This is a genomic window from Streptosporangium nanhuense (assembly GCF_059358815.1).
Map to the genome: position 1 here is coordinate 1 of NZ_JCADBG010000027.1, position 25,743 is coordinate 25,743.

The 25,743-nt window shown below is 71.7% G+C and carries 22 protein-coding genes and 1 tRNA gene; 20 read left to right on the forward strand and 3 right to left on the reverse strand.

The annotated features are described in order from the left end of the window. The first annotated feature begins 149 nt into the window (after positions 1 to 149). The 4 genes from AC5L38_RS36890 to AC5L38_RS36905 all read left to right on the forward strand — a co-directional run bounded on the left by AC5L38_RS36890 (position 150) and on the right by AC5L38_RS36905 (position 5,229). The gene (locus AC5L38_RS36890) at positions 150 to 935 is read left to right on the forward strand and encodes a hydroxypyruvate isomerase family protein (RefSeq protein WP_495247449.1); all 786 of its coding nucleotides are present in this window, start codon (positions 150 to 152) and stop codon (positions 933 to 935) included. Positions 936 to 1,076: 141 nt separating this feature from the next. Continuing rightward, complete coding sequence (locus AC5L38_RS36895) at positions 1,077 to 1,946, forward strand: 2-hydroxy-3-oxopropionate reductase (RefSeq protein ID WP_495247450.1); 870 nt, start codon at positions 1,077 to 1,079, stop codon at positions 1,944 to 1,946. Continuing rightward, on the forward strand, positions 1,943 to 3,673 hold the full coding sequence (gene gcl / locus AC5L38_RS36900) for a glyoxylate carboligase (RefSeq protein WP_495247451.1): 1,731 nt from the start codon (positions 1,943 to 1,945) through the stop codon (positions 3,671 to 3,673). Before AC5L38_RS36895 ends, gcl begins: the two co-directional genes overlap by 4 nt. A gap of 11 nt (positions 3,674 to 3,684) precedes the next feature. Continuing rightward, positions 3,685 to 5,229, forward strand: a complete 1,545-nt coding sequence (locus AC5L38_RS36905; RefSeq protein WP_495247452.1) for an aldehyde dehydrogenase family protein — start codon at positions 3,685 to 3,687, stop codon at positions 5,227 to 5,229. 48 nt (positions 5,230 to 5,277) lie between these two features. Here AC5L38_RS36905 and AC5L38_RS36910 read toward each other — a convergent pair whose 3' ends face one another. Continuing rightward, on the reverse strand, positions 5,278 to 5,667 hold the full coding sequence (locus tag AC5L38_RS36910) for a DUF6703 family protein (RefSeq protein ID WP_495247453.1): 390 nt from the start codon (positions 5,665 to 5,667) through the stop codon (positions 5,278 to 5,280). Positions 5,668 to 5,734: 67 nt separating this feature from the next. Here AC5L38_RS36910 and AC5L38_RS36915 point away from each other — a divergent pair, with 67 nt between their 5' ends. From AC5L38_RS36915 to AC5L38_RS36965, 11 genes are all read left to right on the forward strand, one after another. After that, positions 5,735 to 6,013: an antibiotic biosynthesis monooxygenase family protein gene (locus AC5L38_RS36915; protein WP_350977776.1), complete on the forward strand. Its 279-nt coding sequence runs from the start codon at positions 5,735 to 5,737 to the stop codon at positions 6,011 to 6,013. A 143-nt stretch (positions 6,014 to 6,156) separates the two neighbouring features. Next, positions 6,157 to 7,542, forward strand: a complete 1,386-nt coding sequence (locus AC5L38_RS36920) for a glycine--tRNA ligase (RefSeq protein WP_495247454.1) — start codon at positions 6,157 to 6,159, stop codon at positions 7,540 to 7,542. Between the two features lie 194 nt (positions 7,543 to 7,736). Continuing rightward, positions 7,737 to 7,910 (forward strand): hypothetical protein, encoded by a 174-nt coding sequence (locus tag AC5L38_RS36925; protein ID WP_495247455.1) that lies wholly within the window; start codon positions 7,737 to 7,739, stop codon positions 7,908 to 7,910. Between the two features lie 26 nt (positions 7,911 to 7,936). Continuing rightward, positions 7,937 to 8,938, forward strand: a complete 1,002-nt coding sequence (locus AC5L38_RS36930; protein ID WP_495247557.1) for an AAA family ATPase — start codon at positions 7,937 to 7,939, stop codon at positions 8,936 to 8,938. Continuing rightward, positions 8,938 to 9,867, forward strand: a complete 930-nt coding sequence (locus AC5L38_RS36935; protein WP_495247456.1) for a DUF58 domain-containing protein — start codon at positions 8,938 to 8,940, stop codon at positions 9,865 to 9,867. Before AC5L38_RS36930 ends, AC5L38_RS36935 begins: the two co-directional genes overlap by 1 nt. After that, the gene (locus tag AC5L38_RS36940) at positions 9,864 to 10,814 is read left to right on the forward strand and encodes a VWA domain-containing protein (RefSeq protein ID WP_495247457.1); all 951 of its coding nucleotides are present in this window, start codon (positions 9,864 to 9,866) and stop codon (positions 10,812 to 10,814) included. Before AC5L38_RS36935 ends, AC5L38_RS36940 begins: the two co-directional genes overlap by 4 nt. A gap of 10 nt (positions 10,815 to 10,824) precedes the next feature. Further along, on the forward strand, positions 10,825 to 11,724 hold the full coding sequence (locus AC5L38_RS36945) for a S1C family serine protease (protein ID WP_495247458.1): 900 nt from the start codon (positions 10,825 to 10,827) through the stop codon (positions 11,722 to 11,724). A 93-nt stretch (positions 11,725 to 11,817) separates the two neighbouring features. Beyond that, positions 11,818 to 12,489, forward strand: coding sequence for a response regulator transcription factor (locus AC5L38_RS36950; protein ID WP_495247459.1), 672 nt, complete (start codon positions 11,818 to 11,820; stop codon positions 12,487 to 12,489). Then, positions 12,486 to 13,697 (forward strand): sensor histidine kinase, encoded by a 1,212-nt coding sequence (locus tag AC5L38_RS36955; RefSeq protein WP_495247460.1) that lies wholly within the window; start codon positions 12,486 to 12,488, stop codon positions 13,695 to 13,697. The genes AC5L38_RS36950 and AC5L38_RS36955 overlap by 4 nt, the downstream gene beginning before the upstream one ends. A 245-nt stretch (positions 13,698 to 13,942) precedes the next feature. Further along, on the forward strand, positions 13,943 to 16,585 hold the full coding sequence (gene ppdK / locus AC5L38_RS36960) for a pyruvate, phosphate dikinase (RefSeq protein WP_495247461.1): 2,643 nt from the start codon (positions 13,943 to 13,945) through the stop codon (positions 16,583 to 16,585). A gap of 305 nt (positions 16,586 to 16,890) precedes the next feature. Further along, positions 16,891 to 18,123: a deoxyguanosinetriphosphate triphosphohydrolase gene (locus tag AC5L38_RS36965; RefSeq protein ID WP_495247462.1), complete on the forward strand. Its 1,233-nt coding sequence runs from the start codon at positions 16,891 to 16,893 to the stop codon at positions 18,121 to 18,123. 23 nt (positions 18,124 to 18,146) lie between these two features. Here the strand turns inward: AC5L38_RS36965 and AC5L38_RS36970 are convergent, their stop codons facing one another. Continuing rightward, positions 18,147 to 18,986, reverse strand: coding sequence for a M23 family metallopeptidase (locus AC5L38_RS36970; protein ID WP_495247558.1), 840 nt, complete (start codon positions 18,984 to 18,986; stop codon positions 18,147 to 18,149). A 246-nt stretch (positions 18,987 to 19,232) separates the two neighbouring features. Between AC5L38_RS36970 and dnaG the strand changes: the two genes are divergently transcribed. From dnaG to AC5L38_RS36990, 4 genes are all read left to right on the forward strand, one after another. Next, positions 19,233 to 21,086, forward strand: a complete 1,854-nt coding sequence (gene dnaG, locus AC5L38_RS36975; protein WP_495247463.1) for a DNA primase — start codon at positions 19,233 to 19,235, stop codon at positions 21,084 to 21,086. A gap of 304 nt (positions 21,087 to 21,390) precedes the next feature. Further along, positions 21,391 to 22,527 (forward strand): RNA polymerase sigma factor RpoD, encoded by a 1,137-nt coding sequence (rpoD, locus tag AC5L38_RS36980; protein WP_435292675.1) that lies wholly within the window; start codon positions 21,391 to 21,393, stop codon positions 22,525 to 22,527. A gap of 371 nt (positions 22,528 to 22,898) precedes the next feature. Then, on the forward strand, positions 22,899 to 24,200 hold the full coding sequence (locus tag AC5L38_RS36985) for an MGH1-like glycoside hydrolase domain-containing protein (RefSeq protein ID WP_495247464.1): 1,302 nt from the start codon (positions 22,899 to 22,901) through the stop codon (positions 24,198 to 24,200). Next, on the forward strand, positions 24,197 to 24,658 hold the full coding sequence (locus AC5L38_RS36990; RefSeq protein ID WP_495247465.1) for a hypothetical protein: 462 nt from the start codon (positions 24,197 to 24,199) through the stop codon (positions 24,656 to 24,658). The genes AC5L38_RS36985 and AC5L38_RS36990 overlap by 4 nt, the downstream gene beginning before the upstream one ends. Positions 24,659 to 24,897: 239 nt before the next feature. Here AC5L38_RS36990 and AC5L38_RS36995 read toward each other — a convergent pair whose 3' ends face one another. Continuing rightward, a complete protein-coding gene (locus tag AC5L38_RS36995; protein ID WP_495247466.1) occupies positions 24,898 to 25,209 on the reverse strand; it encodes a YtxH domain-containing protein in 312 nt (103 codons plus the stop codon). A gap of 170 nt (positions 25,210 to 25,379) precedes the next feature. Here AC5L38_RS36995 and AC5L38_RS37000 point away from each other — a divergent pair. Continuing rightward, a tRNA-Asn gene (locus AC5L38_RS37000) sits at positions 25,380 to 25,455 on the forward strand. Positions 25,456 to 25,743 lie beyond the last annotated feature (288 nt).

Here is a 25,743-nt window from a genome sequence, read left to right on the forward strand (position 1 = left end):
CAGGCCAAGAAGGACGCCCTGGAGAAGGTCGGCGTCCGCGTCGGCCGGACCCCGAGCGAGACCGCCCGCCTGATGCGGTCGGCACTGGCCGAGACGGGCACGCTCGACGGGCCGTCCCCGAAGGTCTCCACGGGCGTGGGGGAGGCGCCGTGAGGTTCGACGTCAACCTCTCCATCCTCTTCACCGAGCTGCCGCTGCCGGAGCGTTTCGAGGCGGCGGCCAGGGCGGGCTTCGACGCGGTCGAGCTCTGGTGGCCCTTCGCCGTCCCCTGCCCGGCCGACCGCGAGATCGACGCCCTGCGGCGGGCGATCGAGGAGGCCGGGGTGCGCCTGGTCGGCCTCAACTTCGACGCCGGCGACATGGCGGCGGGGGAGCGGGGCCTGCTGTCGCGGCCCGACGGCTCGGCCAGGTTCCAGGCCAACGTCGAGGTCGCGGCGGGCCTGGCCGGAGCGCTCGGCTGCCGGGTGCTCAACGCCCTCTACGGAAACAGCGTGGCGGGGCTGTCGCCGGAGGCCCAGCGCGAGCTGGCGCTGTCCAACCTCTCCCTCGCGGCGAAGGCGGCGGCCGGGGTCGGCGCCACGGTCGTGGTCGAGGCGCTCAACTCCCACGAGAGCCCCGACTACCCGATCACCTCCTCCGCGGCGGCCTTCGAGGTGATCGACCAGGTGGGCGCCGACAACGTCGCCTTCCTCGCCGACCTCTACCACCTGCACCGGATGGGCGAGGACGTGCTCGCCCTCATCGGCACGAGCGCCCACCGGTTCGGCCACGTCCAGATCGCCGACGACCCCGGCCGGGGACAGCCGGGCTCCGGCGCCATGCCGTACGACCAGATCTTCGAGCGCCTGGAGGCCTCGGGATACCGGGGCCACGTCGGGCTCGAGTATCGCCCCGCCGGTCCCAGCGCCAGCAGCTTCGGCTGGAGGGACGCTTGACCTCCCGCACGGGCCGTACAGGACACACCACCGGATCGCGCGCGGTGACCGGCCGCGCCCCCCGACCCCGGGCCGGAGCCCGGGGTCCCCACCTCGGAGGTATCGATGAACGCTGAGCGAGGGAGGAGCGGTGAGCCGCTCATGAACATCGGATTCATCGGCCTGGGGATCATGGGCAGCCCGATGGCCGCCAACCTGGTCAGGGCCGGGCACACCGTCGTCGGCTACGACACGAGCGCCGAGCGGACGGACGCCCTCGCCGTGGCCGGCGGCAAGTCCGCGGGCAGCGTCGCGGAGGCCGTCGCGCAGGCGGAGGTCGTGATCACCATGCTGCCCGACTCGCCCCAGGTGGAGGAGGTGGCCTTCGGCGACGACGGGCTGCTCCAGCAGGGCAGGCGGGGGCTGATCCACATCGACATGAGCACCGTGCGGCCCGAGACCTCCCGCCGGGTCGCGCAGGCCGCGGCCGTCAAGGGCATCAGGGCGCTGGACGCCCCGGTGAGCGGCGGGGAGCGCGGCGCGGTCGACGGCACCCTCTCGATCATGGTCGGAGGCGCCTCCGCCGACTTCGCCGCCGTACGCCCGATCCTCGCGGTCGTCGGCACGACGATCGTGCACGTGGGCCCCGCCGGCGCGGGACAGACCGTGAAGGCCGCCAACCAGCTCGTCGTCGGGGGCGTCTACGGCCTCGTCGCCGAGGCGATCGTGCTGCTGGAGGCCTCGGGGGTCGACCCCGCCGGCGGGCTCGACGTCCTGGCCGGCGGGCTGGCGGGCTCCCGCATCCTCGACCTCAAGCGGCACTCCATGATCAGGCGCGAGTTCGCGCCCGGCTTCCGGATCGACCTGCACCACAAGGACATGGGCATCGCCGTCGCCGCGGCGCGGGAGGCGGGCGTCTCGCTCCCGCTCACCGGGCTGGTCGCCCAGCTCATCGCCGCGGCCCGCGCCCAGGGGCACGGCTCCCTCGACCACTCCGCCCTGCTCAAGGTGATCGAAAGGATCAACCAGTGAAGCGGATCCCCTGTATGGAGGCCGTGGTGGCCGTCCTGGAGTCCGAAGGCGTCGACACCGTCTTCGGCATCCCGGGCGCGGCGATCCTCCCGCTCTACGCGGCGCTCCAGCACAGCGACATACGCAACGTCACCGTCCGCCACGAGGAGGGCGGCACCCACGCCGCCGACGGCTGGGCCCGGGTCACGGGCAACGTCGGCGTCTGCATCGGCACCTCGGGACCGGCCGGCACCAACATGATCACCGGCCTCTACACCGCCCTCGCCGACTCCATCCCGATGATCTGCATCACCGGACAGGCGGCGCGCGACAAGCTCCACCAGGAGGCGTTCCAGGCGGTCGACATCGTGGAGATCGCCAAGCCCGTCACCAAGTGGGCGGTCCAGCTCAAGGAGCCGGCCCAGGCCCCGTGGGTGTTCAGGGAGGCCTTCAGGATCGCCAGGTCCGGGCGGCCCGGCCCCGTCCTGATCGACCTGCCGATCGACGTGCAGCGCGGCACCTGCCTGTACGACCCGGAGATCGACGCCCCGCTTCCCGTCGATGTCCCGCAGCCCACGGCCCCGGCGGTCCGGGCGGCGATCGACATGCTCCTGGCCGCCCGGCGGCCCCTCGTCCTGGCCGGCGGCGGGGTGGTCATCGCCGACGCCGCCGCCGAGCTGCGCGCGCTCGCCGAGCACCTGCAGGTTCCGGTCCAGGTGACGCTGATGGGCAAGGGGGCCTTCCCCGAGGACCACCCCCTGTTCGCCGGCATGGCGGGCATCCAGACCCAGACGCGCTGGGGCAACGCGGCGCTGCTGGAGAGCGACCTGGTGCTGGCGGTGGGCGCCAGGTTCGGCGACCGGCACACCGGCGACCTCGACACCTACCGCCGGGGCCGCAAGTTCATCCACGTCGACATCGAGCCCACCCAGATCGGCAAGGTCTTCGAGCCCGACCTGGGCGTGGTCGGCCACGCCCGGCCCACGCTGGCGGCCCTGGCCGCGGAGGCGGCCGGCCGCACCGAGGCCCGCCGTCCCGGGCGGTGGCCCGCACGGGTCGCCGAGCTGCGCGGCACGCTGCTGCGGCGCGACGACTTCGACGACGTGCCGATCAAGCCGCCGAGGGTCTTCCGGGAGCTGAACGACTTCTACGGCCCCGACACGACGTTCGTCACCGCGATCGGCCTCTACCAGATCTGGTCGGGGCAGTTCCAGAAGACCTACCTCCCGCGCCGCTACCTCGTCTGCGGGCAGGCCGGGCCGCTGGGCTGGGAGGTGCCGGCCGCCATGGGCGTCAAGTGCGCCTACCCGGAGCGGCAGGTGGTGGCCGTGGCGGGCGACTACTCCTTCCAGTTCCTGATGGAGGAGATCGCCGTCGCCGCCCAGTACCACATCCCGTTCGTTATCGTGATGATCAACAACGAGTATCTCGGGCTGATCCGCCAGGCCGAGATCCCCTACGACATGAACTACGCCGTCGACCTCCACTACGGCGAGGGCGGTGTCGACCACGTGAAGCTCATGGAGGCGTTCGGCTGCCCGGCCCGGCGCGTCGAGCTGCCCGGCGAGATCAGCGACGCGCTGGCCTGGGCGAGCGCCGAGTCCGACCGGCAGCGGCTCCCGGTGCTGGTCGAGGTCATGGTCGAGAGAGAGGCGAACGCGGCCATGGGCCCCTCACTCGACGCGATCAAGGAGTTCGAGCCGCTGCCCGAGCAGGAGCTCGCCCTGGCCATCGACTGGTCCGACTGAGGAGACCGCTCATGTCACTCATGCTCAAGCCGGGGTCGGCCTGGTCCGACGCCTACGACCGGTGCGTGGCGGCGGCGCCCCAGGCCTTCCACGACGACCGGGTGCTCAACCACTGGGGCGGCTTCTGGCAGCGCGACGGCCGTCCGGAACCGGCCGTCTCGCCGGTGGACGGCACCGCCATCGCCGGCCCGCCCCGCCTCGACAGGGCCACCGCCCTGCGCGCGGTGCGGGCCGGGCTCGACGAGCACCGGCTCTGGCGCCACGTGCCGCTCGCCGAGCGCAAGGCCCGCGTCACGGCGGCGCTGGACGCGATGACCGCCCACCGCGACCTGCTCACCCTGCTGCTGGTCTGGGAGATCGGCAAGCCGTGGAAGCTCGCCGCGGCCGACGTCGACCGGTGCATCGAGGGGGTGCGCTGGTACGTCGGCGAGATCGACCGGATGGTCGCCGGCCGCGTCCCCCTGGCCGGCCCGGTCAGCAACATCGCCAGCTGGAACTACCCGATGAGCGTGCTGATGCACGCCATGCTCGTGCAGGCCCTCGCGGGCAACGCGGTCATCGCCAAGGCGCCCACCGACGGCGGGCTGGCCTGCCTCACCCTCGCGACGGCGCTCGCCGCCCAGGAGGGGCTGCCGTTCACCCTCGTCAGCGGCGGGGGCGCCGAGCTCTCCCCGGCGCTGGTGCGCGGCAAGGAGCTGGGCTGCGTCTCCTTCGTCGGCGGGCGCGACGCGGGCGGGCAGGTGGCCACCTCGCTCGCCGACCTCGGCCACCGGCACGTCCTGGAGCAGGAGGGGCTCAACTGCTGGGGGGTGTGGGAGTACGGCAACTGGGAGCTGCTGACCGGGCAGATCCGCAAGAGCTTCGACTACGCCAAGCAGCGCTGCACCGCCTACCCGCGCTTCGTGGTGCAGCGCTCGCTGTTCCACGAGTTCCTCACCGCCTACCTGCCGGCGGTCCGGTCGGTGCGCTTCGGCCACCCGCTGGCCGTGGAGGGGGCCGACGACCCGCCGCCCGAGCTCGACTTCGGCCCGCTGATCACCGGTGCCAAGGTCAAGGAGCTCGCCGACCAGGTGGACGAGGCGGTGGCCAAGGGCGGGATCCCCCTCTACCGGGGCTCCCTCGACGACGGGCTGTTCCTGCCCGGCCAGGACACCTCGGGCTACCTGGCGCCCGTCGCCGTCCTCGCGCCGCCCCGCTCGTCCCCGCTCTTCCACGCCGAGCCCTTCGGGCCGGTCGACACCGTCGTGCTGGTCGACACCGAGGCCGAGCTGCTGGCCGCGATGAACGCCAGCAACGGCGCGCTGGTCGCCACGATCTCCTGCGACGACGAGGAGACCGTCAGGCGGCTGGCCCCGGAGGTGCGGGCGTTCAAGGTGGGCGTCAACGCGCCCCGCTCGCGCGGTGACCGGGAGGAGCTGTTCGGCGGGCTCGGCGCCTCCTGGCGGGGGGCCTTCGTCGGCGGGGAGCTGCTCGTCCGGGCCGTCACCCAGGGGCCCGACACCGAGCGACTGCCGGGAAACTTCCCCGGCTACACCCTCCTGCCCACGTCCCGCTGACGGCAGGGGAGGGCGCCCGGGAAAGGCCCCGGCGCCAGGGGAAGGCTCTCAGAAGGCGCCGAAGCGGTCGGCGGCGAGCAGGATCAGGAAGGTGAGCAGCGCGACGCGCAGCAGACGCCCCCCGGACCCCAGGGACGGCCACGACATGTAGGCGAGCCAGCAGACGAACCCGATCACCGGAAGCACGGCGACGCCGCCCCAGAAGGACGGCACCGCGAATCCGGCCAGGAGGAGGATGACCAGCGCCACCGGGGCGATCCACCGGGGGAGCTGGAACAGGAAGACGAGCGGGGCCGCGCTGCGCCGCTCGACCTTCCGCCGCAGGCCGGTCGCCCCCGGTGTGAAGAACTGCTCACCCGGGGGCAGCGGGCGCTTGCCCTGCCTGGGGCGGGGCTGTGCCAGCGGGTGCGCGGGGCGTTCTGGACGCTTGTCGGCCACGGGTCGAGCCTAACGCCACCGCGCCCGCCGCGACATGCCCGGGGACCGGCTCTGGCATGCTGGGCGGATGCTTGCTCTCATCCGTTACTCGGTGCCGCCGGGCCAGGCCGAGGAGTTCACCCTCCGGGCCCACGAGATCGTCGACACCCTGGCCGGGCAGCCGGGCTACGTGCGCGGCCGGGTGTCGAGGTCGGTGGACGAGCCGGAGCTGTGGGCGCTGGTCAGCGAGTGGGAGGGCGCCGGGTTCTACCGGAGGGCGCTGGGCGCGGCGCGGATGGCGATGTATCCGCTGATGACACTCATGATCAATGAGCCGAGCGCGTTCGAGGACGTCGAGCGCCCCTGACGGCCCGCCCTCCGCACGGGCGAAGCTTTGCCGGGGCCAGGGGGGCGGCATGGTTTATCCGCACGTCCCGAGGGTCGGTCTCCCCTAAGCTGGAGGCTCAATCAATTCCTCGCCGACCTCCAGCCGGATGGAGATTTTCCCTTATGGCACGCCGTACGGACATCATGGACACCATCGTCAGCCTCGCCAAGCGGCGTGGTCTTGTGTACCCCTCCAGCGAGATCTACGGCGGCCTGCGCGCGTCGTGGGACTACGGTCCGCTGGGCGTGGAGCTCAAGAACAACGTGAAGCGGCAGTGGTGGAAGACCGTGGTGCAGGGACGTGACGACGTGGTCGGTCTCGACTCCTCGGTGATCCTGGCCCGCGAGGTGTGGCAGGCCAGCGGCCACGTGGAGACCTTCACGGACCCGCTGACCGAGTGCCAGTCGTGCCACAAGCGCTACCGGGCCGACCACCTTGAAGAGGCTTACCAGGAAAAGCACGGCAAGCCCGCGGCGGGCGGCCTGGCCGACATCACCTGCCCCAACTGCGGCACCAAGGGCGCCTTCACCACGCCGAAGCAGTTCAGCGGCCTGCTGAAGACCTACCTCGGCGCGGTCGAGGACGAGTCGGGCCTCGCCTACCTGCGTCCCGAGACCGCCCAGGGCATCTTCATCAACTACCTCAACGTGCAGCAGTCGGCGCGCAGGAAGGTCCCGTTCGGCATCGGCCAGATCGGCAAGTCGTTCCGCAACGAGATCACCCCGGGCAACTTCATCTTCCGCACCCGCGAGTTCGAGCAGATGGAGATGGAGTTCTTCGTCAAGCCGGGCAGCGACGAGGAGTGGCACCAGTACTGGATCGACGAGCGCTTCCGCTGGTACACCGACCTGGGCATCAACCAGGACAACCTGCGCATCTACGAGCACCCGCAGGAGAAGCTCTCCCACTACTCCAAGCGGACCGTCGACATCGAGTACCGCTTCAACTTCACCGGCACCGAGTGGGGCGAGCTCGAGGGCATCGCCAACCGCACCGACTTCGACCTGACCGCGCACGGCAAGGCCTCCGGCACCGACCTGAGCTTCTTCGAGCAGGACACCGGCGAGCGCTACGTCCCGTACGTCATCGAGCCGGCCGCCGGTGTCGACCGGGCCACGCTCACCTTCCTGATCGACGCCTACACCGAGGACGAGGCGCCCAACGCCAAGGGCGTCATGGAGAAGCGCACGGTCATGCGCCTCGACCACCGGCTCGCGCCGGTCAAGGTCGCGGTGCTTCCGCTGTCGCGCAACGCCGACCTGTCGCCCAAGGCCAAGGACCTGGCCGCCCAGCTCCGCCGCCGCTGGAACGTGGAGTTCGACGACGCGGGGGCGATCGGCCGCCGCTACCGCCGCCAGGACGAGATCGGCACGCCGTTCTGCATCACCGTCGACTTCGACACGCTCGACGACCAGGCGGTGACCATCCGCGAGCGCGACTCGATGGCCCAGAAGCGCGTGGCTCTCGACCAGGTCGACTCCTACCTCCGCCAGCACCTCAACGACTGAGGTCGGCCCCGCCCGACCGGCCACGGCCGGCGGCCCCCACACCAGGGGGCCGCCGGCCGTCGCCTTTCCCGGCCCCGGCCCTCTCCCCACCGGCCGGACCGGGGCGAAAGACGAGATAAAAAGCAGGCTTACGGCGGTTTTCGGAGGTCTCTGATGACATCAGGGTGATCGTTCGTTCGACGAAGGGGAGAACGATGGCACGCGTATCACCTTGGAAGACCGTTCCGGGGGTGGTGGCCCTCGGCGGGGTCGTCTTCCTGCTCACCGGGAGTGCCGCTCACGCCGACCCGCGACCCGCCCACGGCGCGATCGAGCTGCGGCTGCTCGTCGACGACTGCCCGGCCCCGACCTCCGCGATCGCCCCGTGAGCGAGTACACCGGGCGCGCCGACCACATGAGGGAGGTCGAAGACGACAGAGCGGAGAGCGCCGTGCTCGGGCGGGCGCTGTTCGAGGTCAAGCGGGTGATCGTCGGCCAGGACCGCATGGTCGAGCGCCTGCTCGTCGCGGTCCTCGCCCGGGGGCACTGCCTCCTGGAGGGGGTTCCCGGCATCGCCAAGACGCTGGCGGCCGAGACGCTCGCCGGTGTGGTGGGCGGCTCGTTCGCCCGGATCCAGTTCACGCCCGACCTGGTGCCCGCCGACATCGTCGGCACCCGCATCTACCGGCCGTCCACGGAGAGCTTCGACATCGAGCTGGGCCCGGTGATGGCCAACTTCGTGCTCGCCGACGAGATCAACAGGGCTCCGGCCAAGGTCCAGTCGGCGCTGTTGGAGGTGATGGCCGAGCGCCAGGTGAGCATCGGCGGACGCACCCACCCGGTGCCCGCCCCGTTCCTGGTCCTGGCGACCCAGAACCCGATCGAGTCGGAGGGGGTCTACCACCTGCCCGAGGCCCAGCGGGACCGCTTCCTGATGAAGATCGACGTGGGGTACCCGAGCGAGTCGGAGGAGCTCGCGATCCTCTACAGGATGAGCACCGGCCGGCCGGCCTCCCGGCGGGTGCTCGACGCGCAGCGGCTGCTGGAGCTCCAGGCGGCCGTGGACGAGGTCTTCGTCCACCACGCCGTCGCCGAGTACGCGGTCCGGCTGGTATACGCGACCCGGGAGCCCGCGCGGTTCGGGCTGGCGGACGTCGCCCCGCTGCTCGCCTTCGGCGCGAGCCCCCGCGCGACGCTCGGCCTGGTCGCCGCGGCCCGCGCGCTGGCGCTGCTGCGCGGGCGCGACTACGTGCTGCCCGAGGACGTCGCGGACCTGGCCGGTGACGTCATCGCGCACCGGCTGGTGCCGTCGTTCGACGCGCTGGCCGACGACGTCTCCCCCCGGCACATCGTGGACCGGGTGGCCGCGGCGATCCCGATGCCCAGGATCGCCCCCGGGCAGGGAGAGGCGGCCTGATGCGGCACCTGCTGTCCGAGCGGGTGCTCCGGCGGCTGGAGCTGACGGTCGTCAGGCGCCTGGACGGGCTGCTCCAGGGCGACCACCGGGGGCTCACCCCGGGCCCGGGCGGCGAGCTCGCCGAGGCGAGGCCGTACGCGCCGGGTGACGACGTGCGCCGGATGGACTGGAACGTCACCGCCCGCACGACGGAGCCGCACGTGCGGGACATGATCGCCGATCGGGAGCTGGAGACCTGGGTGCTGCTCGACGCCAGCGCCAGCATGGACTTCGGCACCGCGCTGATGGAGAAGCGGGAACTCGCGCTCGCCGCCGTCGCGGCGGTCGGGTTCCTCACCGAGCGGACGGGCAACCGGGTCGGGGCGCACCTCCTGCACGGCGGCGAGGTCCGGCGCTTCCCCGCCAGGAGCGGGCGCCCGCATCTCATGGCGCTGCTGAACGCCGTGTTCTCGCTGCCGCGCACCGAGCCGGGCGTCCCGGCGCCGCGCGTCGGCCCGGCCGCCGACGACCTGCGCCGGGTCGTGCGCCGCCGCGGGCTCGTGGTCGTCGTCTCGGACTTCCTCGACCCCCCTGAGACCTGGGAGAGGCCGCTGCGCCACCTTGCGCTCCGCCACCAGCTCCTCGCGGTGGAGGTCGTCGACCCCAGGGAGCTGACCCTGCCCGACGTGGGCGTGCTCACCCTCGTCGACCCGGAGACCGGCCGCCGCAGGGAGGTCTCCACGGCCGGCGCCCGCCTTCGCGAGCGCTACGCCGAGGCCGCCGCGGGCCAGCGGGCGGCCATCGCGACCGCCCTGCGCCGGTGCGGGGCCGCGCACCTGCGCCTGGACACCGACCGCGACTGGGTCCGCGACCTGGTCCGTCACGTCATGCTGCGGCGCCGCCTGGCGCGGGCCCGTGGCGCGCAGGGCATGAGAGGAGGTGCGGCATGACGTTCCTGTCTCCCGTCTGGTTGTGGCTGCTGGTCCCCGCCCTGATGATCGCGGCTCTGTACGTCGTCATGTATCTGCGGCGCAGCCGGTACGCCCTGCGGTTCACCAACCTGGACCTGCTGGACAAGCTCGCGCCCAGGGGGCCCGGGTGGCGCAGGCACGTGCCCGCCGCGGCGTTCATGGGGATGCTGGTGCTTCTCGTCGTCGGGTTCGCGCGGCCGACGGCCGAGATGCGGGTCCCGAGGGAGCAGGCGACGATCATCGTGGCGTTCGACGTCTCGGCGTCGATGCAGGCCACGGACGTGGTGCCGAACCGGTTCGCGGCGGCCCGGGAGGCCGCGCGGCGGTTCGTCGGGGACCTGCCCGCCCGGTTCAACCTGGGCCTGGTCACGTTCTCGTCCTCCGCCTCGGTGAGCGTGCCGCCCACCGCCGACAGGGCGGCGGTGCTGTCCGCGATCGACCGGCTCACCACGGACTCCGGTACGGCCATCGGCGAGGCGGTGTTCTCGTCCCTGGACGCGATCGAGGCCCTGGAGGGGCGGGAGGCGGGCCAGGAGCGGCCGCCCGCCCACATCGTGCTGATGTCCGACGGGTCGAGCACCATGGGCCGGACGCCGGAGCTGGCCGCGCGGGAGGCGGCCTCCCGGCGCGTACCGGTCTCGACCATCGCGTACGGCACCTCCGATGGCACGATCCAGATGGGCGGCCGGGAGACGCGGGTGCCGGTGGACGGCCCGGCGCTGCGCGAGCTGGCGGAGAGCACCGGCGGAGGGTTCTACGAGGCGGCCTCCGGCGGCGAGTTGCGGGCGGTCTACGACGACATCGGCAGCTCGGTGGGCTACCGGACCGAGCGGCAGGAGGTCTGGCCGTGGTTCGTGGGGGTGGCCCTGCTCGGCGCGGTCGTGGCGGCCGGGACCTCCCTGTTCTGGTTCTCGAGGATCCTTTGAGGAGTCGGCCATGGTGACGTCACACGATCGGCCCCCCGGGCTCGGGCGGCCCCGCGGGCCGGGTTTCACGCCGGGGGACCCGCCCCCGGCCGCGCCGCCGGAGGAGACCGGCCCACCGGCGGGCCGGGTGACCGTCGCGCGCGGGGCGGGAACGGGACGCGTCCTGGTCGCCGCCGCGCTCGTCGCCCTGGTCACCGGCGGCGCGTCGGGCGTCGCGGCGGCCCGGCTGGCGGGGGAGGAGCGGCCCGCTCCCGTGGCGCTGCCCCGATCCACCGCGGGCCCGTCCGGCCCGTCCGGCCCGTCCGGCCCGTCAAGTCCGGCGGGCGGCCTCAGCGGCACGGCGGCCAAGGTGCTGCCGAGCGTCGTGTCGGTCGAGTCGGGCCGGGGCTCTGGCTCCGGCTTCGTGATCGACGGTGCCGGGCACCTGCTCACCAACGCGCACGTCCTGGCCGGTGGCGCGAGCGTCACCGTCGTGCTCGGCGACGGGCGGCGGCTGCCCGCCACCGTCGTGGGCACCGACGAGGCCTACGACCTCGCGGTGCTCAGGGTGGACGACGCCCGCGGGCTGGTCCCAGCGGAGCTGGGGAGGTCCGCGGACCTCGCGGTGGGGGACCAGGTGCTGGCCGTCGGTTCCCCGCTGGGACTGGCGGGCACGGTCACCGGCGGCATCGTCAGCGCCCTCGACCGCCAGGTGCGGCTGGGCGGGCGCGGGCAGACCGCGCTGCAGACCGACGCCTCCATCAACCCCGGCAACTCGGGGGGCCCGCTGGTCAACGCCAGGGGCGAGGTGATCGGGGTCAACACCGCGATCGCGACGCTCTCGCGGCGGGGCGCCGGGTCCATCGGCATCGGTTTCGCCATCCCCATCGATCGGGCCGCTCCCGTCGCCGAACGAATCATCCGGGAGTGAGCGCGGGTGGACGGTGCGCACAGGAACGCGAACGCGAGCGCGGCATGGCGGTGGCATCCGCGTTTCCGGCCGCGCACGACCTAGGTTCGTACCATGCGACTGCTCGTTGTCGAAGATGAGGAAGACCTGGTCGACGCCCTGCGCGTGGGGCTCGTCCGGGCCGGGTACGCGGTCGACGTCGCCTACGACGTGGCCCAGGCGCGCGAGAAGCTCCAGGTCAACTCCTACGACCTGGTCCTTCTCGACCTCAACCTGCCCGGAGGGGACGGTTTCGAGGTGTGCCGGGCACTGCGCGGGACCGACCAGGGCCAGGCGGTGCGGATCATCATGGTGACCGCGCGGGACCGGCTGGACGACCGGGTCAGGGGGCTGGACGAGGGCGCCGACGACTACCTGGTCAAACCGTTCGCCTTCCCCGAACTCCTGGCCCGCGTCCGCGCGCTGCTGCGCAGGGAGCCGGGCGGCGGCACCGCGATCCTTCAGGTGGGGGCGCTGCGGCTGGACACCTCCCGGGTGGAGGCCCACTCGACCGGGCGCGAGCTGGGCCTGACCCCCAAGGAGTTCGGGGTCCTGCACTACCTGATGACCCGCCCCGGGCACGTCGTCTCCGCCGAGGAGCTGCTGGAGCACGTCTGGGACGAGCACACCGACCCGTTCACCAACACCGTGCGGGTGACGGTCGGGAACCTGCGGCGCAAGCTCGGCGCCGACGCCGTGATCGAGACCGTGGTCAGCAAGGGCTACCGGTTACGGGAGGACACATGAGGCTCTCCTTCGTGCAGACGATCCGCTTCCGGCTGACCGTCCTGTACTCCAGCCTGCTGTTCCTGCTCACCGCGCTGGTCATCGGCCTGCTGTACGTCGCCGTGGCCAGGAGCGCCGAGGAGCGGCCCTACACCGTCCAGCAGGCCAAGCTCTACAGCGTCGACACCGAGCGCTACGTCGGCAAGGCCCCCGTCGTCGAGCTCGCCGAGGTCGAGAACGCGGTCAACCTGCTCACCCTGCGGACCCTGCGCGACTACTCGTTCCTCACCCTGGGCGGGCTCTTCCTGGCGAGCTTCGGCATCGGGTGGGTCCTCTCGGGCCGGGTGCTGCGCCCGGTGCGCTCGATCACCAGGGCCGCCGCCGAGATCCAGGGCACCGACCTGTCGCGGCGGATCCTGCTCACCGGCCCGAAGGACGAGCTCCGCGACCTCGCCGACACCGTCGACACCATGCTCGGCCGCCTGGAGGGAGCCTTCCTGGCGCAGCGGCAGCTGATCGACGACGCCTCCCACGAGCTGCGCAGCCCGCTGGCCATCATCCGGGCCAACGTGGACGCCGTCCTCGCCTCGCCCGACAGCACCGAGGAGGAGCGGATGCGCGCGGTGGCCATCGTGGACCGGGCCACCACCCGGATGACCCGCCTGGTCGAGGACCTGCTGGCGACCGCGCGCCGGTCCGCGCCCGCGCTGGCCGACGCCGAGGTGGACGTGGGGGCGCTGGCCGCCGAGGCGGCCGAGGAGTTCACCACGCTCGCGGCCGGGCGCGGGCTGTCGATCCGCAGGACGCTGCCCGCCGGGCTGCGCGGGGTGGGGGACCACGACGCCCTGCGCCGGGCCGTGGGCAACCTGCTCTCCAACGCGGTACGGCTCGCGCCCGGCGGGAGCGAGGTCGTCGTGGCGGCCGGCCGTGCCGAGGGCTGGATCTGGGTGGCGGTGCGCGACGCCGGGCCCGGGGTGCCCGAGGACGACCACGCGCGGGTGTTCGACCGGTTCTGGCGCGGCCAGACCAGCCGCCGTGACCGGCACAGCGGGCTGGGCCTGGCGATCGTCCGCCAGATCGTGGAGTCGCACGGCGGGTACGTGCGCCTGTTCTCCCGGCTGGGCGAGGGGAGTGTGTTCGTGCTGTGGCTGCCGCCCGGCGAGGGTCCCGCGGAGGGGGAGGTTCCCGACCTGAACCCCCTCGCCGAGGCGGGCCTGGCGGGTCGCTGAACCGGCCGTGAACGGGTTTGAATGCGCGGGGAATTGGTTTATACCAATTGGTGTAAACCAATTTTCTGGACGATCGATATCCTCTCGTATTTGGTCTTGATTTGAATTGGATTAGACCGGTTTACCCGCTCTGAGCTGCGACAATGTCGCTTCGCGAGGTGTGTGCCGTTTCGTCGCCTTGTTCGTCGGTAGAGTCCGGAGGGAGGCGGAACCAGACGGCGTTTGAAGTCGCAGAAGGAGCAACCGTGCCGAAGTACGTTTACGACTTCACCGAGGGCAACAAAGATCTCAGGGACCTGCTCGGCGGCAAGGGGGCGAACCTCGCCGAGATGACCAACCTCGGGCTGCCGGTGCCCCCCGGCTTCACCATCACCACCGAGGCGTGCCGGAGCTTCCTCGCGAACGGCATCTCTCCCGAGGGGATGCAGGAGGAGGTCTCCGAGCACCTGGCCGCCCTGGAGGCCACGATGGGCCGCCGGCTGGGCCAGGCCGACGACCCGCTCCTGGTGAGCGTGCGCTCCGGAGCCGCGTTCTCGATGCCCGGCATGATGGAGACCGTCCTCAACATCGGGCTCAACGACGACTCGGTGCACGGGCTGGCCAAACAGGCCGGCGGCAACGAGCGCTTCGCCTGGGACTCCTACCGGCGCCTCATCCAGATGTTCGGCAAGACCGTCCAGGACATCGACGGCGAGCTCTTCGACAACGCCCTGGAGGAGCTCAAGGGCGGCCGCGACGACCTGGAACTGGAGGCGGCCGACCTCAGGCGCCTGGTCGCGACGTACAAGGAGATCGTGCGGGCCAAGACGGGCGAGGACTTCCCCTCCGACCCGCACCTGCAGATGCGCATGGCGGTGGAGGCGGTGTTCGCGTCGTGGAACGCCCCGCGCGCGGTCCTGTACCGCCGCCAGGAGCGCATCCCGGCCGACCTGGGCACCGCGGTCAGCGTCTGCTCGATGGTCTTCGGCAACTGCGGCATGGACTCCGGCACCGGGGTGGCCTTCACCCGCGACCCCGGCAGCGGCCAGCAGGGCGTGTACGGCGACTACCTGCAGAACGCCCAGGGCGAGGACGTGGTCGCGGGCATCCGCAACACCATGCGGCTGCAGGAGCTGGAGGGCATCGACAAAAGCGTCTACGACGAGCTCATGCGGACGATGAAGACGCTGGAGGACCACTACCGCGACCTGTGCGACATCGAGTTCACGGTCGAGCGCGGCAAGCTCTGGATGCTCCAGACCCGGGTGGGCAAACGAACCCCGGGCGCCGCGTTCCGCATCGCCGTGCAGCTCGTCGACCAGGGCGTGATCGACCTCGACGAGGCCGTGACGCGGGTGACCGGCGACCAGCTCGCCCAGCTCATGTTCCCCAGGTTCGCCGAGGACGCCGGCAGCAAGGTGATCGCCAGGGGGATGAACGCCTCGCCGGGCGCGGCCGTCGGCAAGGCCGTCTTCTCCACGGAACGGGCCGTCGAGCTCGCCGGGGAGGGCGAGGCCGTCATCCTGGTCCGCCGCGAGACCAACCCCGACGACCTGGCCGGGATGATCGCCGCCCAGGGCGTGCTGACGAGCCGCGGGGGCAAGACCTCGCACGCCGCCGTGGTCGCCAGGGGCATGGGCAAGACCTGCGTCTGCGGCGCCGAGGAGCTGGACGTCTCCGCCGCGGACCGCACGTTCACCACCGCCTCCGGCCTCGTGGTCTCCGAGGGCGACGTCATCTCCATCGACGGCACCAGCGGGGCCGTCTACCTCGGCGAGGTGCCGGTGGTCCCCTCCCCGGTCGTGGAGTACTTCGAGGGCTCGGGCGACCGGGACGACGAGCTCGTCCGCGCCGTGCACCGGATCATGTCCCACGCCGACGAGGTACGCCGGATGGACGTGCGCGCCAACGCCGACACCGGCGAGGACTCCGCCAGGGCGCGCAGGTTCGGCGCCCAGGGCATCGGGCTCTGCCGCACCGAGCACATGTTCCTCGGCGAGCGCCGCGCCCTGGTCGAGGACCTGGTGCTGGCCACCTCCGCGGAGGAGCGCGAGCGGGCGCTGGCCGCGCTGGAGCCGCTGCAGCGGGCGGACTTCGCGAAGATCTTCCAGGCGATGGAGGGCCTGCCCGTCACGATCCGCCTGATCGACCCGCCGCTGCACGAGTTCCTGCCCGACTACACCGAGCTGTCGGTGAAGGTCGCCCTCGCCGGCGACGCGGTGGAGGAGAAGGACCGCAAGCTGCTGATCGCGCTCAAGCGGCTCCACGAGGAGAACCCGATGCTGGGCCTGCGCGGCGTCCGGCTCGGCCTGGTCATCCCCGGCGTCTTCGCCATGCAGGTCCGGGCGATCGCGGAGGCGGCCAGGGCCGTGCCCGGCAGCCGCCCGGAGATCATGATTCCGCTGGTGGCCGCCGTACAGGAGCTGGAGCACGTCAAGGACGAGGCGCGGCAGATCCTGGAGGAGACCGGCGTCGACGCGCTGATCGGCACGATGATCGAGGTGCCCCGCGCGGCGCTGACCGCCGGCCAGATCGCCGAGGCCGCCCAGTTCTTCTCCTTCGGCACCAACGACCTGACCCAGATGACCTGGGGTTTCTCCCGGGACGACGTCGAGGCCGCCTTCTTCGCCAAGTATCTGGAGCTGGGCGTCTTCGGTGTCTCCCCGTTCGAGACCCTGGACCGCGACGGAGTCGGCAGGCTCGTCGAGATCGCCGTCGAGCGGGGCCGCGCGACCCGTCCCGACCTGAAGCTGGGCATCTGCGGCGAGCACGGCGGCGACCCGGACTCGATCCACTTCTGCCACCAGGCCGGTCTCGACTACGTGTCCTGCTCGCCGTTCCGCATCCCGGTCGCCCGCCTGGAGGCCGCCCGCGCCACCCTGGTGTGCGGCGGCTCCGACACCCGCTGACCCCCGTCCGCTTCGCGGGGCGGCTTCGCGTCCGCTGATCCCCGTCCGCTTCGCGGGGCGCTCCGGCACCGCCGGAGGTGACGTCCCGCCGAGCCGGTCCCCGCGGCCGTCCCGCCCTCACCGGGGCGGCCGCGGGCCCGGGTGCGCGCCCAACTCGGTCGTACCTCTTCCAACGGGCCGCCCTCGACACGGACGGGCGGGGACGGGTGGGGAGAGGCGGGGAACGGCGGCGCATGCCCGGTAACCAGGTGTTTTCTCGCCGTTCGGCATGGGAGGGCCCTTTCGCGGATAAAATCAGGGCACTTATGCATGGCTACGACGAACACGATCAGGCCAGGTGGGTGCCGGAACCTCCCGGCAACCCCGAACGAAGCTCGTTCGAGCGCGACCGGGCGCGGGTGCTGCACAGCGCCGGGCTCCGCAGGCTCGCCGCCAAGACGCAGGTCGTCGGTCCCGGAGAGACCTTCGGCAGTGGCCAGCACATCCCCCGCACCCGCCTGACCCACTCCCTGGAGTGCGCGCAGATCGGCCGCGAGATGGGGGAGACACTCGGCCGCAACCCCGATCTGGTGGAGACCGCGTGCCTGGCCCACGACCTCGGCCACCCGCCGTTCGGGCACAACGGTGAGACGGCGCTCAACGAGGTGGCCGCCGGGTGCGGGGGCTTCGAGGGCAACGCGCAGAGCCTGCGCCTGCTGACCCGGCTGGAGGCCAAGGTCGTCACCGAGGACGGCCGCAGTGCCGGGCTCAACCTCACCCGCGCCTCCCTGGACGCCGCCGTCAAATACCCGTGGACCCGCGAGACGAGTGCCAAGTACTGCGTCTACGACGACGACATGCCGGTCTTCGAGTGGATCAGGGAGGGTGCGCCCGAGGGACAGGTCAGCTTCGAGGCCCAGATCATGGACTGGGCCGACGACGTCGCCTACTCCGTGCACGACCTGGAGGACGCCCTGCACTCCGGCAGCGTGGTGCTGGAGGCGATGCGCGACCCGGCGGAGCGCCGCGAGGTCTGCGCGACCACCCGCGAGTGGTACGCCCCCGACGCCGAGCCCGGCGAGCTGGAGGACCTCTTCGGACGCCTGATCACCCAGCCGCTCTGGCCGCGCCACTTCGACCGCTCACTCGCCGACCTCGCCGCGATCAAGGGGCTGACCAGCTCGCTCATCGGCCACTTCTGCAAGTCCGCGGAGGTCGCCACCCGCGAGGCGTACGGACCGGCGGCCGGGCGCTACAGCGCCGACCTGATCGTGCCCAGGGCCACCCGGCTGCAGTGCGCGCTGCTCAAGGGGGTCACGGCCCACTACGTGATGGCCAGCGACGCGCACAACGCCAACCAGGCCAGGCAGCGCGAGCTGATCCACGACCTGGCCCACCACATCATGCTGGGCGCCCCCGGCACCCTGGAGCCCGCGTTCAAGCCCGCCTTCACCAGGGCCGGCGGCGACGCCGGACGGCTCCGCGTGGTCATCGACCAGATCGCCTCGCTCACCGACACCTCCGCGGTCGCCTGGCACCGCGCCCTGGCGGGCCGCTGACGGGTCGTGTCACGTTCCGTGCGTCAGGTGCCGGTGCCGACCAGCGGGATCTGCACGGGCTCCTGGGGCTTCGGCTTCCTGGTGGGCTTCTTCGTCGGCTGCGGCTTCGACGCGCACAGGGTGAAGCACCGGGGGGCCACCCCCGTCTGGTTCATCACGGCACGCATCTCATCGCCGGGGGAGAGCGTGGGGTTGCCCTTCAGCCAGGCGTCCAGGTAGTTCCAGGGCTTGACCATGCCCCGGCGCACCCACCACATCGAGGACGGGGTCTTCCAGGAGATGGCGAAGTAGAGGTTGCTGGCGGTCGAGCGGGCGTTGCCCGAGTTGCCGACCTGGCCCAGGACCTGACCGGCGCTGACGCGCAGCCCCGGCCTGATCCCCGTGGCGATCTTGTCCAGGTGGCCGCCGAGGTAGCGCACGCCGTCGTCGCCGACGACCGTGACGAACCGGCCCTCACGGTCGGCGCCGCGGTCGGTGGAGGGCGTCCACCGGTTCTTGGCGTTGACCTCGTCGACCACGCCGTTCACCGGCGAGACGAACGCGCAGCCCTTGCCCGCCCAGATCGTGGTCTTGGGCAACACCAGGAGCCTGCTCTCGTAGGTGACCGAGCAGCCCTTCACCGGGAAGGCGTAGGTGTGCTTGGAAACCTTCGGCGGCGGGACGCGCACCGGGGGGTCGGCCTTGGGGCGGTCGACCGCCGTCTGCCGGGCCGGGCTCGGGGTCGCCGCGGGCATGGTCGCGGTGACCGACGAGGCCGGCGACCCGGCGGCGGACTCCGCTCCGGGGGTCGGGGCCACCGTGCCGATGCCCGCGACCCCGCCCGGCGACGCGCAGGCCCCGGTGACGAGCACCGCGCCGGTCACAGCGGCCAATCGTGCTATGTGCCCCGATCGCATGATCTCCACCCGCGTACATTATCGAGAATCCGCCTTTACCTTTGTAACCGACGTCCTGATTGGTCACGACCACTTCGGGAAAGTCGTCGTTCCTCCTGTCCCTCCCCGTCCCTCCTGTCCCGGTGGTGGTGTCCCGGCCTGCCGGAAGACAGGAGCGGGGTGCGGGGCGGCTCGTCGCCCCGACCTGTCGGAGGGCCGGACTAGACTCGCGGCGTGGCAGGCCGGATCAGTGATGAGGACATCGCGCTCGTACGGGAGCGCTCACCGATCGCCGACATCGTGGGCGAGCACATCCAGCTCCGCAACGCGGGCGGCGGCAACCTGAAAGGGCTCTGCCCCTTCCATGAGGAGAAGAGCCCGTCCTTCAACGTGACCCCCACCCGGGGATACTGGTACTGCTTCGGCTGCGCCGAGGGCGGTGACGTCATCACCTTCGTCCGGCGCCTGGAGCACCTGTCGTTCGGCGAGGCGGTCGAGCGGCTGGCCAACCGGGCGGGCGTCCAGCTCCGCTACGAGCAGGGCGGCTACGTCCCCGGGCGCGAGCAGGGCGAGCGCATCCGTCTGATCGAGGCCCACAAGGCGGCGGCGGAGTTCTACGTCTCGAAGCTGTCCGCCCCCGACGCCGCGATCGGGCGCAGGTTCCTGTCGGAGCGCGGGTTCGAGCGGGTCGACGCCGAGCGCTTCGGCGTCGGGTACGCCCCCGCCGAGTGGGAGGCCCTCTCGCGGCACCTGATGGCCCGGGGCTTCACCACCGCGGAGCTGATCAAGGGCGGGCTGGCCAAGGAGGGGCGGCGCGGCCCGATCGACCGTTTCAGGGGACGACTGGTCTGGCCCATCCGCGACATAACCGGCGATGTCATCGGTTTCGGCGCACGGAAATTGAACGAAGCCGAAGACGGGCCGAAATACCTGAACACCCCGGAAAGCCCGCTCTACAAGAAGAGCGAGGTCCTCTACGGCGTCGACCTGGCCAAGCGTGAGATCTCCAAGCGCTCCCAGGCCGTGATCGTCGAGGGCTACACCGACGTGATGGCCTGTCACCTGTCGGGCGTGCCGACGGCGGTGGCCACCTGCGGCACCGCGTTCGGCGAGGAGCACATCAAGGTGCTCCGGCGGCTGCTGCTCGACCAGTCGGGGTCGCACGGCGAGGTGGTCTTCACCTTCGACGGCGACGCGGCGGGCCAGAAGGCGGCCCTGCGCGCCTTCGCCGACGAGCAGAAGTTCGTCACCCAGACCTTCGTCGCCGTGCAGGCCGACGGCCTCGACCCGTGCGACCTGCGCGTCAGGCACGGCGAGGCGGCCGTGCGCGACCTGATCGCCGGGCGCGAGCCGCTGTTCGCGTTCGCCATCCGCAGCGTGATCTCCCGCTACGACGTGAGCACCAACGAGGGACGCCTCTCCGCCCTCGACGCCGCCGCCCCGATCGTGGCCGGCATCAAGGACAGATCCCTGCGCCAGCTGTACGCCGTCGACCTCGACCGGTGGCTGGGCTTCAACAACGAGCGCTTCGTCCTCGACCGGATCACCGAGGTCTCCTCGGCGGCGGCCCAGCCGCGCGCCCAGCGCCCCGCGGGGCCCCGCAAGGTCGCCGACCTCACCGACCCCGGCGTCCGCACCGAGGCGGAGGTGCTGCGGCTGGCCGTGCAGCGTCCCGCGCTGCTCGGGCCGGGCTTCGAGGCGCTGGGCGCGGAGGCGTTCACGCTCGCCGAGCACGCGGCCCTCTACCGGCTGATCGTCGACTCCGGCGGCACCGCCACGGCGGGGCAGGGCGGGCGCGAGTGGGTCGACCTGCTGCTCGGCGGGGCCGAGGACTCCCTGCGCGGGGTCGTCACCCGCTTCGCCGTGGAGGAGTTGCGGGCCGACCTGGCGAGCGAGGAGCGCTACGCCTCGGCCATGCTGGCGGCCCTGGAGCTCGTCTCGGTGGCGCGGGCCATCGAGCAGCTCAAGTCGAGGATGCAGCGGACGAACCCGGTCGAGGAGCAGCAGGAGTACAACCGGTTGTTCGGAGAGCTGGTCGCGCTGGAACAGCAGCGGCGGGTGCTCAAGGACCGCGCCGCCGGCAGCTGACGGCGCGCCGGAACGGCGGCGGCGGGTGCGCACGGACCACGCCGCCGGGAGCCGACGGCGCACCGGAACGGTGGCGCCGGGTGCGCGTGGATCGCGTCGGCGTACTGGAACGGCGGTGGCGGGTGGGCATGGATCGCGTCCGTGGGAGCTGACGGCGTAAATGGCATTAATATCCGCGGGTTGATTACACCAAACCCGAATAAGGTCTCGATCCGATAATGATCGGGGCCTTACCTCCGGTGACAAAAATAGGTCTGCCATTTAGGGGACCCAATACAGCAGACTGTCTCCCGTGGGTGCATCGGTGCTGCCAAGTGGGCCGCCATCGGTAGACCAGGTGGCCGACCTCGTCACGAAGGGAAGAGAGCGCGGAAGCGTCACGGTCGATGACGTGGCCGCCGCTCTCGACAAGTCCGAGCTGCCGTCCGACGCGCTCGAACGCGTCGTCCGGATGCTCGCCGAGCACGGAGTGGAGGTCCTCGAGCCCCAGGGCGATGAGGAACCCGCCCGGCCCGATGAGGAGGATGTCGGAAAGAGGGCCCCGACCAGCGATCTTGTCCGCATCTACCTGCGGGAGATCGGTCGCGTTCCCTTGCTCACGGCCGAGGAGGAGGTGGAGCTCGCCAAGTCCATCGAGGCGGGCCTGTTCGCCGAGGACAAGCTGACCAGCGTCGTCTCGCGCCTGGTCTTCCCGGAGTTCAAGGAGCTCGCCTGGCAGGGCACGCGGGCCAAGCAGCGGCTGATCGAGGCCAATCTGCGGCTGGTCGTGTCAATCGCCAAAAGATATGTGGGACGCGGGATGCTGTTCCTGGATCTCATCCAGGAGGGCAACCTCGGGCTCATCCGGGCGGTCGAGAAATTCGACTACACCAAGGGCTACAAGTTCTCCACATATGCCACCTGGTGGATTCGCCAGGCGATCACCAGGGCCATCGCGGACCAGGCGCGCACCATTCGGATTCCGGTGCACATGGTCGAGACGATCAACAAGCTGGTACGGGTCCAGCGCCAGCTCCACCAGGATCTCGGCCGCGAGCCCGCGCCCGAGGAGATCGCCATGGAGATGGACCTGCCGATCGACCGGGTGATCGAGATCCAGCGGATCGCCCAGGAGCCGGTGTCGTTGCAGTCGCCGATCGGTGAGGAGGACTCCGACCTCGGAGACTTCATCGAGGACGCGGACGCGGTGGTGCCGATGGAGGCGGCGGCCTTCATCATGCTGCAGGACCAGCTCGACGACATCCTCGCGACCCTCTCCGATCGCGAGCAGCGCATCATCCAGCTGCGCTTCGGGCTCGCGGACGGGCATCCCCGGACCCTGGAGGAGGTCGGCCGGGAGTTCGGCGTGACGCGCGAGCGCATCCGGCAGATCGAGTCGAAGACCCTCGCCAAGCTCAGGCACCCGACGCGGGCGCAGATGCTTCGCGACTACCTCGACTGAGGAGCCACACGGCGCGGGCCCCGGGAACCTCCGTTCCCGGGGCCCGCGCCGTTCGGGGCCGTTGTCGGGGCCCGTCGTCCGAGACCGAGGTTCGGGGCCCGCGTCGTTCGAAGGCCGTTGTCCGAGGCCGTCGTCCGGGAAGCCGCGCCGTCCGGAGGCCGCCTTTCAAGGGGCCGCGCTGTTCGGGGGCGCACCGCCGCGATCATCCAGGGGATCCCGTTTTCCGGGGCCGTGCCGTTTGCGACGGCCGCCCTGGGAGCCCCTGTCTCCGGGCTTCCGGGCGGGTTCCTGGGGCCGTACGTCACCCGTCTTCGGCGCATTCGAGGCGGGCCGGGCTGTTCTCCTGGCCGATACAGGCGCAGACTGGGCGGATGGAGTCGCGAGCGGCGGTTGACGACGCCGCGCTCGGGCGCGAGGCGTGGTCCGTGCTCGACGCGAACTGGACGGGGTCCGCGACCGTTCCCGCGCCCGGCCTCTACCCGCACCAGTGGAACTGGGACTCCACCTTCGTCGCGATCGGCCTGGCCCGCTGGGACACCCGCAGGGCCGGAACCGAGCTGATCAGCCTGCTGGCGGGGCAGTGGGGCACCGGGATGGTGCCGCACATCGTCTTCCACCCCGTCGAGGCGGAGGGCTACTTCCCCGGCCCCTCGGTCTGGCGCTCCCCGGAGCACCCGGCCTCTCCCAACGCCGTGTGCACCTCCGGGCTGACGCAGCCGCCGCTGCACGCGCTGGCCCTGTGGTGGATATGGCGGCACGCGGCCGACCGCGACACGGCCGTGGCCCTCGTACGGCGGATCTACCCGATGCTGGCCGCCCAGCACGACTACCTCGCCACCTCCAGGGACCTCGGCGGGGGAGGGCTGGCCGCGATCGTGCACCCGTGGGAGTCCGGGATGGACGACAGCCCCGCCTGGGACGCGCCGCTGGAGGCGCTGCCCTCGGTGCGCCACGCCTACCACCGGCGCGAGGAGCCCTCCGAACGGCCTCCCGACAGCCGCCACGACCGCTACATGGCCCTCGTCCTGGGCTACCGGAACTCCGGCTACGACCCGGCCTACCTGCGGGACGAGCATCCGTTCGCGGTCGAGGACCCGATGTTCAACGGGATCTGGCTCGCCTCCTGCCAGGCGCTCGCCGAGCTGGCCCCGGTGGCGGGCGCGGACGCGGGCCCGCACCGGGAGGCGGCGGAGCGGATCCGCGCGGCGCTGCTGGAACGTCTGTGGGACGACGGCGTCTTCCGCGCCCGCGACCTGCGCGGCGGGCGGCTCAGCCCCGTCTGCACGGTCGGCTGCTTCGGGCCGATGCTCGACCAGGAGATGCCCGCCGACCGGGTCGCGGAGCTGGTGAGGGTGCTGGAGTCGGCCCGTTTCATGGGGGCCGCCGGATACCCGGTGCCGAGCTGCGAGATCCGCGCCCAGCAGTTCGACCGGTCCTGCTACTGGCGCGGGCCGTCCTGGGTGAACACCAACTGGCTGCTGCGGCGGGCGGCGGGCGCGCACGACCTGTCGGGACTGGCGCGGCTGCTCGGCTCGGGCACCCTGCGCCTCGTACGGCAGGCGGGTTTCCGCGAGTGCTTCGACCCCTTCGACGGCAGCGGGCGGGGCAGCCGGGACTTCTCCTGGTCGGCCGCGCTCACCCTCGACCTGCTGGCGGATACCGTGGAGCGGTGAAGCTCTTCAATCGCATGCCCTCAGAGGTCCGCGCGGCCGTCGTCCCCGGCGACCGGGTGCTCGCCTACGCCGAGGGGCCCGACGGCTACGTGATCGCCGCGGACAAGGCCCTCTATCTGGGCGGCGAACGCCTGCCCTGGTTCCGGGTGGATCGCGGGGTGTGGGACGAGGAGGGGCTGACGGTCGGCACCACCGACGGGCGGTCGCACCGGGCGCTGCTGCCCGAGCCCGGCCGGATCCCCGAGGCCGTGCGGGAGCGGGTGACCGCCTCCATCGTGGTCAACCAGTACGTCCCGCTGGACGCGCGAGGGGGAGTGCGGCTGGTGGCGAGGAGGACCGACGACGACCGGCTGGTCTGGGAGTTCGTCTTCGACTCCGGCCTCGATCCGGAGGACCCCGGCCTGCGCGCCCTCGCGGAGCAGGCGCTTGAGGAGACACGCCGGAGCTTCGGAGTCTGAGAGGCGCCCGGCGTTCGAGGGGTGCCTGAGGATGACATGGCCGGAGCCGTAACGTCCGGGAAGGTGCCCTGAGGTGACACGCCGGAGCCCTGGCGTTCGAGAAGCCCCCGAGGCGACACGCCGGAGCCCTGGCGCCCGAGGAAATCGGCCCCGGACACGCGAAAGGCCCCGCCAGGGGCCTTTCGCATCCGGCGGGCCGTTCCCGGCCCGTGAATGCCGATGGTTCGGCGGCGGCGAGATCAGTAGGGGGCGTTGGTCCTCTGGTTCTCCGGCCAGCCGGTGCCCGTCTCGTCGTGCTCGTCGCCGTGCCAGCCGTTGGCCGAGCGCAGGAACGGCAGCCGGTTCCTCGCCACGTCGCTCACCTTGGTCCTGGCCACGCCCGTCGCCTTGGAGACCTTGGCGCCCATCAGGCCGGCCGTCTCCTGCACGGTGGGGTTGTCGGAGACCCGCTGGGCCAGCTGCTTGATCTGCTCGTAACGCTCCCGTCCGGCGCGGCTTCCCAGGATGTAGCCGACCGCGAACCCCACTCCGAGCATCAATCGATAACGCATGTCCACCTCCACAAGCATGTTCCGCGGACCCTGTCCTGTGATCACTCGCGGATCGCCTCGTCTCGCACCTACCCCGGAGTATCGATGCGACACACACCCATGGAGTGCGCTAATCTATTCCTGCGCCGCAAGGAACGGGGAACACCCGGTCCGACCAGCGCAAAGCGCAATCCCGTGTAGCTCAATCGGCAGAGCAGCCGGCTGTTAACCGGCAGGTTATAGGTTCGAGTCCTATCGCGGGAGCCAGCTGAAAGGCCCCGGAAGCCCCGCTTCCGGGGCCTTCGCCGTATCCCGCTCCGATTCGGCGGGCCCCTCACCTCGCGATTCGCCGGACAAACCACGGTGAATCACAGAAAATGAGGAACGCTGCGCCCGGTGCCGCCCTGATCGCGGTGAGTGATTCGGTGCGTGGCTGCCGCGGACAACAGCGATCGCAGCGGGGAAGGGCCGCCGCGTTCAGGGCACCGCGCCGCCCGGAACGGTCGTCGTGCCCGTGAGCCACAATTGGCGGTCTTTCTGTGCTGACCTGGCGAA

Coding starts and splice junctions, on each gene's coding strand:
- AC5L38_RS36895 (WP_495247450.1), top strand. CDS start 1,077: ATGAACATCGGATTCATCGGCCTGGGGATCATGGGCAGCCCGATGGCC.
- AC5L38_RS36905 (WP_495247452.1), top strand. CDS start 3,685: ATGTCACTCATGCTCAAGCCGGGGTCGGCCTGGTCCGACGCCTACGAC.
- AC5L38_RS36915 (WP_350977776.1), top strand. CDS start 5,735: ATGCTTGCTCTCATCCGTTACTCGGTGCCGCCGGGCCAGGCCGAGGAG.
- AC5L38_RS36920 (WP_495247454.1), top strand. CDS start 6,157: ATGGCACGCCGTACGGACATCATGGACACCATCGTCAGCCTCGCCAAG.
- AC5L38_RS36925 (WP_495247455.1), top strand. CDS start 7,737: ATGGCACGCGTATCACCTTGGAAGACCGTTCCGGGGGTGGTGGCCCTC.
- AC5L38_RS36930 (WP_495247557.1), top strand. CDS start 7,937: ATGAGGGAGGTCGAAGACGACAGAGCGGAGAGCGCCGTGCTCGGGCGG.
- AC5L38_RS36935 (WP_495247456.1), top strand. CDS start 8,938: ATGCGGCACCTGCTGTCCGAGCGGGTGCTCCGGCGGCTGGAGCTGACG.
- AC5L38_RS36940 (WP_495247457.1), top strand. CDS start 9,864: ATGACGTTCCTGTCTCCCGTCTGGTTGTGGCTGCTGGTCCCCGCCCTG.
- AC5L38_RS36945 (WP_495247458.1), top strand. CDS start 10,825: ATGGTGACGTCACACGATCGGCCCCCCGGGCTCGGGCGGCCCCGCGGG.
- AC5L38_RS36950 (WP_495247459.1), top strand. CDS start 11,818: ATGCGACTGCTCGTTGTCGAAGATGAGGAAGACCTGGTCGACGCCCTG.
- AC5L38_RS36955 (WP_495247460.1), top strand. CDS start 12,486: ATGAGGCTCTCCTTCGTGCAGACGATCCGCTTCCGGCTGACCGTCCTG.
- AC5L38_RS36965 (WP_495247462.1), top strand. CDS start 16,891: ATGCATGGCTACGACGAACACGATCAGGCCAGGTGGGTGCCGGAACCT.
- AC5L38_RS36985 (WP_495247464.1), top strand. CDS start 22,899: ATGGAGTCGCGAGCGGCGGTTGACGACGCCGCGCTCGGGCGCGAGGCG.
- AC5L38_RS36995 (WP_495247466.1), bottom strand. CDS start 25,209: ATGCGTTATCGATTGATGCTCGGAGTGGGGTTCGCGGTCGGCTACATC.